The organism is Streptomyces sp. SLBN-118, assembly GCF_006715635.1.
Classification (GTDB): Bacteria; Actinomycetota; Actinomycetes; order Streptomycetales; family Streptomycetaceae; genus Streptomyces.
In genome coordinates this window covers 2,355,211-2,366,629 of sequence record NZ_VFNP01000002.1, presented here as the reverse complement: position 1 = coordinate 2,366,629, position 11,419 = coordinate 2,355,211, and the positions used below count along the sequence as shown (strand labels likewise).

The following is an 11,419-nucleotide window of genomic DNA, read 5'->3' as shown; positions in this document are numbered from 1 at the left end:
GGGGATAAAGGGCTTCTCTGACCTGCGGTGATGTGAGCGATCAAGGTCGCTGTTGGCTGGCTCCTGTGCCTCTGTCGAGCTTGAATTCGAGATCCAGGGGACGTAGAGGGGACGCGGGGGATTGGTAGCAGTCCACGACCACGTCTCGTGTGCCTGGTCTGAGGTGTCTGGCGAGTGCCCCGTGTGGTCGTCTTCGGGTGCTGGAGAGCAAGATCACTTTCGCGGGGCTGCTCGTCTTGGCACTGGTACACAAGCGGGAGTCGGCGAGGGTGCTGGGCTTGAAGCGGTCCGAACTGAAAACAGCCCGAACTGACAAACGGTCCGTCCGGGTTGCCCGTCCCGCACCGCCCCCTGCTGGACGCCCTGGAAGCAAACGGGTTGGTCGCACGCCTTCTACCCCCAGTACAAGAACCAGAAGGTGGACTTCATCGAGGCCATGTGGCAGGTCGTCAACTGGCAGGATGTCGCGCGGCGCTACGCCGCCGCCAAGGAGCGCGGCGACAGCCTTCTGCTCGCGCCGTGATGACGTAACGTCCCCGCGAGGTCCTGCCCGTGATCGTCTTCTCAACCTTCACCGGCGGGCGGCACAACGAAGGGCTCGCACACCTCCGCGATGCCGGCGCCCATCTGTCCGCCGCCGACCACACCGACGCGCTGGAGCATCCTCGCCATCGGCGACCCCCTGGACTGCATCGGCTCCCTGAGCCACTGCGGTGCCGCCACACCGACCTTGGCCACCCACCGTGCGAACGCTGCGTCCAGGGGGCATCCAGGGGACGCAAGGACCCGCACAGATCTGCAAGCATTGAACGAGCCAACGGTTGCGTTGGTACGCGAAGTAGGGCTCAACGGAGAGAATCCGCTGCTCACTTCATTGGGTCCTTGTGCAGCCTGCGCGGCCCGAAGAGTGGCCGACTTCTCTGACCTGCGATGATGTAAGCGATCAAGGCTGTAGCTGGCTTACCCGGCGGCCGCTGTCGGTCTTGAATACAAGATCGAGGGGACGCGCAGGGGACGCGGGGCGTCGTCGACAGCGGTTCCCCACCTCGTCCCGTGGTACCCAGTGTGTCGTCGGCTTTGGCCGTCTTCTTCGGTGTTTCGGCGGGCGTCGCTGGTCGTCTTGGGGTTGCAGGCCAGGCAAGACCCCTTCGCAGGCGGTCGGCAGCTCAGACCCCGTGACGGCTTGGCGGACGCGTAGGGCAGCCGGCGCCAGAGCCGCCACGGCCTTCAGGGCCCCCTCCCGCCCGAAATAACTCACCCCGAAATCCAATTACAAGGCAGACGCCGAAATTAAATTCGCGTCGCGAGGATCAATATTCCCTCGCCAAGTTAGATCGGACATCGCCCACGCCTTGCAAGGCTCTGACCTGCAAAGATTAACTCTTCCTCTCTTCCTTGTGGGAACGGGTTGACGCCGCCCTGCGCCGCACCCTCTAATTATTGAGCGCCGCGCGGAATTGCCCACAAAATCCTTGTCGAAGGACAGCCATGCCTGTTGACGCTCGCGTACCTCTCGCCGTGGACGACATCCGCGGACGCCTCGCGGACACGGACTCGGTCTCGGTCTTCCTGCCCCGCCGTGAGCTGACGAAGATCTGGCGCCGTGCAGAGGGACTGTGCCTCTTTGAGTCCTGGAAGAACGATCCGCGTATGACCGGCGAGGCCGAGCCGCCGGACGAGCCGCGGGATGTGCTTGCTGAGTGGATGAAGTCGCAGCGGGCTCGCTTGAGCAAGGGCCAAGCCATGGAGCTGCAACTCGCGCTGGAAGAGGCTGGTATCCACTGCGAGCCTGCCCTGGGCCGTCTGGTATCGATGACTGCCGTGGTGCGCATCTACCGAAGGTGGCGCGACCCCAAGCGTGCTGCATGAAGTACGGCAGGTTGGCGACTCACAGCGATCAACCTGACCCGCATCGCCCCGTCACCTAATTGGCACCGCGAGGGCCTGGGTCCACACCAGCCACTTCGCGGCCCTTCGCTCCGCCATCTCTGACAGAGCGAAGCCGCAAGGGCCGATCGAACCAGCCCTTTACTACTCGCCGATCGGGGGTTGACGGGCGAGGAACTCGGCCGTCGCCTCCGACTGCTTCGGGTACGTATACCTTTGCCGCCCGCTGCGCGCCCAGTCCTCCAGCCACTCAAGCCACCGGGCGCGGCGCGGCCCGACGCTCGCCGTCCGCGTGCACGTACCGCATGTACGGGCCGTGCTGCGCCGGTTCGGGCAGCCCTTCTCGGTGTTCGTCGGCTCCGCGATTTCGGTCGGCTCGCAGGATGCAGCGGATTCTGCGGATGACATGTGGGCCCGCTTTCAGCAATTAACCCGGGGTGGAACCGGGCGGTTATACACCATGGGATCCGGTGAGGGCGAACGAGCGGAAGAACCGGGCGAATCGAACCGACTCCGAGGGTCAACTGTCCTAATTGCGTGCTGGGTTGACGGGATATCAGTCCTCTGCATAAGAATCACGCTGCTGCGATCGATGTTCTGCCGGGAGGGGTGAGGTGTCTCTTGGCGCGCCTTCTGAACAGGAGGGTTCGCCTGCATGGCCTTCGGGTCTTCGGCCGTGGCGCACTGCACCGGGGCGGCCGGGCCATTCCGCGTCGGCTCGTTTGGCGCGCCCATTTCTGCCTGGGCCGGAATGGGCGCCTGCGGAAAGGTTTCAAGGTGAAAGTTCCGTACGGGAGATATATCTCCTGTCTGGTGGTCTCGGCGGTGGCGGGAACGCTGCTGCCGCAGGTCGCTTATGCGGCCCCGGCGTCGTCGTCGGATGACGGCGGTAAGGGGATAGTCGATACCGTCAAGGGCTGGTTCTCGGACGACGACGAAGAGGCCGGCAAGCCGCCCGTCGGCGGGAAGCTGGAGATACCGAGCCGCGAGAAGCTGCCGAAGGGCAAGAAGCGTCCGAAGGCGAAGCGGGTCAAGGAGCTGACCGAGCGGCGCACGTCGCAGGCGCGGTTCTGGCAGATGTCGGACGGCCGGGTGGAGGCGGAGCTGTCGGCTGTTCCGGTCTCGTACAAGTCCGGGACGTCGTGGAAGCCGATCGACACCGCGGTGCGTGCCACCGAGGAGGCGGGCTTCGACTTCGCGAACACGGCCAACACGGGCCGGAGCTGGTTCGGTTCTGATCCGGGCAGGCTGCTGCGTTTTGAGTCCGCGGGCGGCGGGGCCATCAGCCTGGGCCTGACGGGTGCGGCCGCCAAGTCCTTGAAGCCGCAGGCCGGCGGTGACACGGTCACGTACAAGGATGCCGCTTCGGGCGCGGATCTGCAGTACAAGGTGGGCCGGGGGCAGGTGAAGGAGAACATCGTCCTGGCCAAGCGTCCGGCCGGTCCGGTGTCGTTCACCTTCACGCTGAATGCCGAGGGGCTGACGCCGAAGACGCGCAAGGACGGTTCGGTCGCGTTCTACGGTGAGGCGCCGGGCACGCCGGTGATGGTGATTCCCGCTCCGTATATGACGGACGCCAGGAAGGATGCGCTGTCGCCGACCGGTGGTACGTATTCCACCAAGGTCTCCCAGAAGCTGACCCGGGACGGGAAGAACTGGAAGCTGACGGTTGCGCCGGACGCGAAGTGGCTGGCGGCGAAGGAGCGTCAGTACCCGGTGGTGATCGACCCGACGATCACCATCGCGCCGTCGCCGGCGGACTCGCAGGACACGATGGTCCTGTCCGATCAGCCCGGGGTGAACTTCAACTCCACGTGGAAGCTGTCGGCCGGCAAGACGGACACCGGTATCGCCCGGTCGCTGATCAAGTTCCCGCTGAGTGAGGTCCCGGCGGGCGTGAAGGTCGATGCCGCCCGCCTGGAGATGTACTACGACCAGGCGCACACCACCAACTCCAACGCGGTGACCCTGGAGGCGCACCGGGCGACGGGTGCGTGGGACGAGACGACGGCGACGTGGTCCAACACCAGTGCTTTGGCGGGTGAGTTGTCCGCCACCACCGTCATGATCGATGACGGGGCTGTGGGGACGGCGGCGGTTGGCGAGTGGCCGGGGGGCACCACGACTGGTGGGGCTGCGACCTACGACGATTTCGCGTACAACAAGAACGCGTTGACGGGTGAGTCGTACTCCTGGCAGCCGCAGGTGGCGGAGAGCGATTCCTACCGGGTGGATGTGCACTACCCGGCGGCGGCGGACGCGGCCACGGCAGCCCCGTACACCGTGAACTACAACGGCGGTACAAAGAATTACACGGTCAACCAGACCGGTACGGGCGGGGTCTGGAAGACCCTGGATGCCGCCGAGTACAGCTTCGTCAAGGGCAACACCGGCAAGATCGTGCTGGGTGACACGGGCAGCTCGACGACGCGGACGCTGGCGGACTCGGTCCGGCTGGTGAACCCGGCTCAGATCGTGAAGCCGGTGGGCAAGTACAACCAGTGGCACAAGTTCCCGGTGACCGACACGGTCCAACGCTGGGTGTCCGGGGTCAATCCCAACTACGGGTTCGTGGTGCAGGCCAAGGACGACACCCTGGCCGGGACGCTGACCGGCGGTCCGCGCTACGAGGCGGGCGACGGCGACTACGGTGGTGAGACCTCCACCATTCCGCGCCTGACCGTCACCTACGGCAAGATCGGCACCGCGCTGAACTCCCCGACCGTGGTGCACTCCACGGGCCCGGAGCTGTCCTGGCCCGCGTATGTGAACACCAGCGGCGCGGCGAACGACGACATCGTCGAGTACCAGCTGCACCGCTCCACGCAACAGGTCTTCACCCCGTCCGCCGCGACCCTGATCGCCCCGATCGCGTCCACGGCGACCTCCTACACGGACACCACGGCGGTACCGACCCCCGACTCCAGCTCCTCGGAGATCGGGAAGTCGTACTTCTACCAGCTCGCGGTCAAGACCAAGAGCGGCGAGCTGCTCGGCTCTCCGACCCGGGTGGTGGGCATCCCCAAGGCCGGCCGGACGATGAAGATCATCCAGGCGGGTCAGACGGACACCACGCTGTCCTCCGCGCAGCCCACCGTCAACCAGGACGCCATCCAGTCCTTCGGTGTGGGCCAGACTTGGCTGAGTGTCGGCAACAACTCCACCACGTACGGCAAGACCCGCGCGGTGCTGAAGTTCCCCACCACTGACATTCCCACCACCGCCACGGTGCTGGAGAACAAGATGTACATGTGGGGAGCGGAGACCACCAGCACCACCAACGGTGCCATCTACGAACTCCACTCACTGACCCGCGACTTCACCGAGACCCAGGCCACCTGGAACAACGCCACGTCCACCACCGCGTGGACCACCCCGGGCGGCGACATGTCCGCCACCGTCGCCGACACCGTCCCCCAGATCACCGACGAAGTCGGCCGCCACTGGTGGGACGCCACCGGCCTCATGCAGTCCTGGGTACGCACACCCGCCAACAACAAGGGCGTGGCCGTCAAGCTGAAGGACGAGACGACCACCGGCCCGCAGGAGCGCACTCTGTTCCTGTCGTCGGAGGCCTCCGACCCGCAGCTGCGCCCGTACATGCAGGTCATCTACGTCGACTCCACCACGGAGGACACGTACTACGCGCCGCAGACGCCGGCCCGGATGACGCCGAACTCGCAGTACACGGTCGAGTTCACGGTCACCAACACCACGTCCACGACGTGGGCTGCGGGTGAGCGGGAGCTGTCCTACACCTGGAAGCTGCCCGACGGCACGGACATGACCAACGGCGGCAACCAGCTGTCCACGGCCATCCCGGCGCTGCTGCCAGGCAAGTCGGCGACGATCCAGGCGCAGGTCAAGACCCCCATCAATTCGGACAACGGCTCCAAGCGCACCGAGTACGTGCTGGGCTGGGACGTCCGCAAGATCTCGGACGGCAGCTGGCTGTCGGCCGGGACGGGCGCCATTCCGTCGCTGAAGCAGAACGTGGCGGTGGAGGACCCGACCTCGAACGACCTGGGTCTGGAGAAGTTCTACTCCTACACCGGCAAGAACACCGGCGCCGGCTCCACGGTCATGAACAACCTGGCCTCGGGCAACAGCGTCTGGTCGTACAACGCGTTCACGAACCCGGGCCGGGGCCTGAGCACCTTTGCGAGGTTCGCATACAACTCGCTGGACACGAGCGACACCGTCGCTGGTCACGGCTGGTCGTTCCAGGCGGCAGGTCCCATCCGACTGGGCGCCCCGCTGGACTTCCACCCCAACCCGAACCCGACGGAGATCCGTCTCCCGGACGGTGACGGCACCACGCACATCTTCCGCTGGGACAGCACCAACTCGGTGTGGAAGGCCCCCGCCGGTGTGCACTACAAGGTCACGATGAAGTCCGGCCTGGACTGCAAGCCGACCAAGGACCCAGTACCGGATGCCTGGACGCTCACCCGTCCTGACGGCACCCGCTTCCTGTTCGGCTGCGACGGCTACATGACGTCCACGGTCGACAAGAACGGCAACACGCAGACGTTCACCTACGAGGAGCGCAAGTCCAACAACAAGCCGACCAAGTTCCTCAAGTACATCACCGACCCGGCTGGCCGGCAGTCGCTGACCATCACCTACTTCAACAAGGGTGACGCGTCCTACGACTACATCGACGCCACGGGCGCGAAGGTCACCGGCTCGAACCTGACCAACTCGAAGATCTACGACCACGTGAAGTCCATGACGGACATATCCGGTCGCAAGATCTCCTTCTACTACACCGACAAGGGCCTGCTGGGGCAGTTCACCGACGGTGACGGCTCCGTGCAGCCGAAGGTGTTCAAGTTCACCTACGACGCCACGCAGGGGAACAAGAACGTCAAGCTGGTCAAGGCCACCGACCCGCGCGGCAACGCCACCAACATGGCGTACTACGCGCCGCAGGCCGGTGACGACCCGAAGTACCACTGGTGGACCAAGACGATCACCGACCGTCTCAACGGGAACACCGGCTTCGCCTATGCGGTGAACGCGGGCAACACCAAGTTCGTCGACACCACGGTCACGGACGCGGAGACGCACTCCACCAAGTACGTCACGGACGACTTCGGCCGCCCCGTCCAGACGACCAACGCCAAGTCCCAGATCATGAAGATGTCGTGGGACGCTGACAACAACGTCACCTACCTCGAAGAGGCCAACAACGCCAAGACCGCGTACTGCTACGACCAGAAGACGGGCTACCCGCTCTGGCAGCGCGACGCGGAGAACAACAAGGCAGGGGTCCCGCCGTCCTCGGACTGCGCCCCGGGCACCTACCCGGCCAACGCGCAGAAGTACGAGTACCAGACCCGTCTGGACGGCTACTCCGCCGACCTGTTCACCAAGACCTCTCCGGAGGGACGGAAGTGGCAGTTCGGCTATGACGCGTTCGGCAATCTGAAAACCGTAACGGACCCTAAGGGTGTCGCGACCACCGGAACGGCCGGAGACTACACCACATCGTACGACTATGACGCGTACGGCGAGATGACCAAGGTGACGGACGCCAACGGGCACGCCACGTTCAACAGTGACTTCGGCCCGATCGGCTACCCAGGGACGATCACGGACGCTTTGAGCAAGTCGACTTCGTTCGTGTACGACGAGCGGGGTCAGGTCACGCAGGTCACGGACGCGTTGGGCACGCAGACCACACAGACCTATGACGCGTTCGGACGTCCGCTGGTCAACACGGTACCGAAGGACAAGGGCGCGGGCGTCCTGATCACCACCCCTGCCCCGGACTACGACGCCAACGACAACGTCACGAAGACGACTGCGCCCAACGGCGCAGTCTCCACGGCGGTGTACGACGCCGCGGACCAGGTCACCTCGGCGACTGCACCGAAGGACACAGCCACCTCCGACGAGCGCAGGTCGGTCTACACATACGACAAGGTCGGCAATCCGAAGACGTCTACGGAGCCGAAGGGTTCCCTAACGGCGTCGGACGCGACCGACTATTTGACGACCAACTCGTACGACGAGATCTACCAGTTGACATCAGCAGTCAATGCTGCGGGCGACAAAATCTCATACTCGTACGACACCGTCGGCAACCTCACCAAGGTGGTGGACCCGAAGAAGAACGCCACCTCGGATCCAGACGACTACTCAAGCAAGACCGACTACGACCTGAACCACCGGGTCACGGCCGTCACGGATGCGGCGGGCAAGTCCGTCTCCCGGACGTACGACAAGGACTCCCTGGTCATCCAGACCAAGGATGCCGAGAACAACATCTCGTACGTCACCTATGACGAGCGCGGCAAGCAGACCGAGATAAGGGTCCCGCACGAGGGCACCTCGACGATCACCTACCGGACGGCCAAGCTGGAATACGACCAGGTCGGCAACACAACAAAGGTGATCACCCCGCGCGGCACGGCGACGGCCAATACCGAGGACTTCGCGGCCCGCACAACGTACGACGAACTGAATCGTCCCAAGCGGCAGTACCAGCCCTACGATCCGGCTGACGCCCGCTACAACAAGGCGAACGTCTACACCGAGACCACCTATGACGCGGTGGGCCGAGTGGCGAAGGCCTCCCTGCCGCCGTCCGAGGGCCAGACCGTCCGCAGCGACACCACGTTCGAGTACTTTGACAACAACTGGCCCAAGTCGTCGACGGACCCGTGGGACATCGTCACCACGTACGACTACGACGATCTGGGCAAGCAGACCAAGCGCACGCTGACGTCGGCCGGTGGTTCCTCCGACCGCACCATGACGTGGGCTTACTACCCGGACGGAAAGCTCAAGTCCAAGACGGACGCTGGCATCCCAGTCGGCAAGAGTGTGGTCCTCGTCGACAATTCCGACACCCAGAACACCTCCTCCACAGGTACCTGGACCGGGGGAGATGTCGTCGGGCAGCAGGGCTACGACCACCGCACCCACGCGGCGGCTACAGGCACTGATGCCTTCACCTGGACGCTGAACATCCCCCAGGACGGCACGTACACCGCGTACGTGAAGTTCCCTAAGGTGACCGGCGCCGCGACCACGGCCAAGTACACACTCACGCACGGCACGACAACTGAGCCTTCGGTGACGAAGGACCAGAACGCCGCCACCGCGGCTTGGGTGTCGCTGGGCTCGTACAGCCTCAAGCAGGGCGAGGACGCCAAGCTGAAGCTGGACCAGAACAGCGGCGGGATCGCCGTCGCGGACGGTGTGAAGCTGGTAAGGGACACGAGCGGTGACCCTGCCGACACCGAGAACAAGTCCTTCGCTTACGCGTATGACGTCAACGGCAACCTGACGTCGATCGACGACACTTCCTCCGGCGCGAGGATCGATGCGTACACGATCGCCTACACCGGACTGAATCAGGTACAGAAGGTCACCGAGGCGCTGGCCGGTCAGGAGAAGAAGGCCACGTCGTACATGTACGACGCGAACGGCCAGCCGGACACGGTCACACACCCAGACCAGTTCTCCAAGTACACGTACGACCTACGTGAGCTGGTCAAGACGGTGTCGATCGGCAAGTCGTCCACGGACGCCTCACCGAAGGCCACCTCGTACACCTACACCGATCGCGGCCAAAAACTGAAGGAGACCAAGGCCAACAGCAACACCGTCGACTACACGTACTTCCTCGACGGTGCGCTGAGGTCGACCGTGGAGAAGAAGCCGAACGGCACGCTCATCTCGTCGCACACCTACACCTACGACCCCAACGGGAACAAGGCGCAGGACGACGCGAAGAAGATGAACGCCGACAACCACGCGGCGTATCTCTCGTCGACGACCGACTACACCTACGACCCGGTCAGCAGGCTGGCGAAGTCGGTTAAGACCGGCAACGGGCAGGGGACTGAGACGTATGTCCACGACGACAACGCCAACGTCGTCAGCCAGACTGTCAAGGGCACCACAACGACATACAACTACGACCGCAACCGGTTGCTGAGCGCGTCCGCCAGCGGCCAGACCTCCAACTACACCTATGACCCGTTCGGCCGACAGGAGTCGGTTACCTTCGGCGGCAAGGTCATCGAGCGGAGTGTGTACGACGGGTTCGACCACGTCGTGGAGTCCCAGAAGGCGGACGATGCGGGTGCGCTGAAGTCCACAAAGTACACCTTCGACCCGCTGGACCGCACCGCGTCGAAGTCGGCGGACGGCAAGACCACCGACTTCGACTACCTCGGCCTCTCCAGCGAGGTCCTGGACGAGAAGGTCGCCGGCGAGCTGACCAAGTCGTACCAGTACAGCCCGTGGGGTGAGCGTCTGTCGCAGGTCAAGCACAACAGCGACGGGACGGCGGAGGACGGCTACTACGGCTACAACGGACACACCGATGTCGAGACAGTGACCGACCAGAACGGTGACACCAAGGCCACATACGGCTACACCGCCTATGGCGCCGACGACAAGGACGATTTCACCGGCATCGACAAACCCGACGCCGCCGACCCGACCAGGGAGGCTTACAACCCCTACCGCTTCAACTCCAAACGCTGGGACGCCCAGTCCGGCACGTACGACATGGGCTTCCGCGACTACAGCCCGGGCCTGAACCGCTTCACCACCCGGGACATGTACAACGGCGCCCTCGCCGACATGAACCTCGGTGCCGACCCCTACACCGGCAACCGCTACGCCTTCGGCGGCGGAAACCCATCGACTCTCGTCGAACTTGATGGACACCGCCCCGCCGACTGCAACGAGCCCGGCGCCACCTGCACCATGAACAGTGCTGGAGGCTGGAACGTCGGATTCGCCGCGGCCGCGCTGCCCGGAAAGTACGGGAACAAGTTGACGCGCCACGATCAGGCACAGGCGCGTGCCATCCTGGAAATCGAATCTCAGGCTGCCAGCATCGGAGCCTCTGATTTCCAGGTGCTGCCGCCCACCAAGGTTGCTGGGGCGAACAAAGAATGCATGTATCCTCGCAACGGCAACAAGGGGACGCCTAGGAGGAACAGAGGGCTGGCAGTTCCCGACTGTAGCTATGGCACGCCCGACATCCTCGGGTATGACGCCAAATCCGATGTCTACTACGTCTGGGAAGTGAAGTCCGCAGGAGATGCCAGCAAGGCCGTGCCCGAGGCTGAGTGGTATGTGAACCGCCTCAAGAGTCAGGGGAAGAAAGCGGTGCTGGGATGGATGATCGGTGGTCCTTACGATGTCGGCAATGGCGACAAGGTAATGGGCCCGACCGAAGGCGCCGTGATCTACGGGAGGCAGAACAACAAGAAATTCCAGAAAATCTACAACAACAGCCCCATGGCTGCGGCGCAACAAGCGACCCAGAATGCGACGCCGCAGCCGTCCGCCGGGCCCAGTTCGGGCGAGTACCCGGGAACGGCGTATCAGCCGGGGGTGGGAACACGACCGTTGTCCGACGGTGGTGGTTTCGATCCCCTGGTGATTCCATTGCTGGGACTTGGGGCGCTCGGAGTCGTCGGAGGGGCGGCTATGGCGAGCCCTGAGGTAGCAGTAGGAGCGGGAGTAGCAGCTCTTTACGCCTTGGCAGCCTGACGTG

The 11,419-nt window shown here is 64.2% G+C and carries 2 protein-coding genes and 1 pseudogene; all 3 read left to right on the top strand.

Annotated features, from left to right (window positions below):
• Nucleotides 1–379: 379 nt before the first annotated feature.
• Nucleotides 380–523 (top strand): annotated as a pseudogene (locus FBY35_RS29250) (Fe-Mn family superoxide dismutase); the annotation flags it as partial.
• Between the two features lie 965 nt (nucleotides 524–1,488).
• Complete coding sequence (locus FBY35_RS29245; RefSeq protein ID WP_142216950.1) at nucleotides 1,489–1,869, top strand: hypothetical protein; 381 nt, start codon at nucleotides 1,489–1,491, stop codon at nucleotides 1,867–1,869.
• Between the two features lie 1,791 nt (nucleotides 1,870–3,660).
• A complete protein-coding gene (locus tag FBY35_RS29240) occupies nucleotides 3,661–11,415 on the top strand; it encodes a DNRLRE domain-containing protein (protein ID WP_260848967.1) in 7,755 nt (2,584 codons plus the stop codon).
• Nucleotides 11,416–11,419: the final 4 nt, after the last annotated feature.

Coding starts and splice junctions, on each gene's coding strand:
- FBY35_RS29240 (WP_260848967.1), top strand. CDS start 3,661: ATGGTCCTGTCCGATCAGCCCGGGGTGAACTTCAACTCCACGTGGAAG.
- FBY35_RS29245 (WP_142216950.1), top strand. CDS start 1,489: ATGCCTGTTGACGCTCGCGTACCTCTCGCCGTGGACGACATCCGCGGA.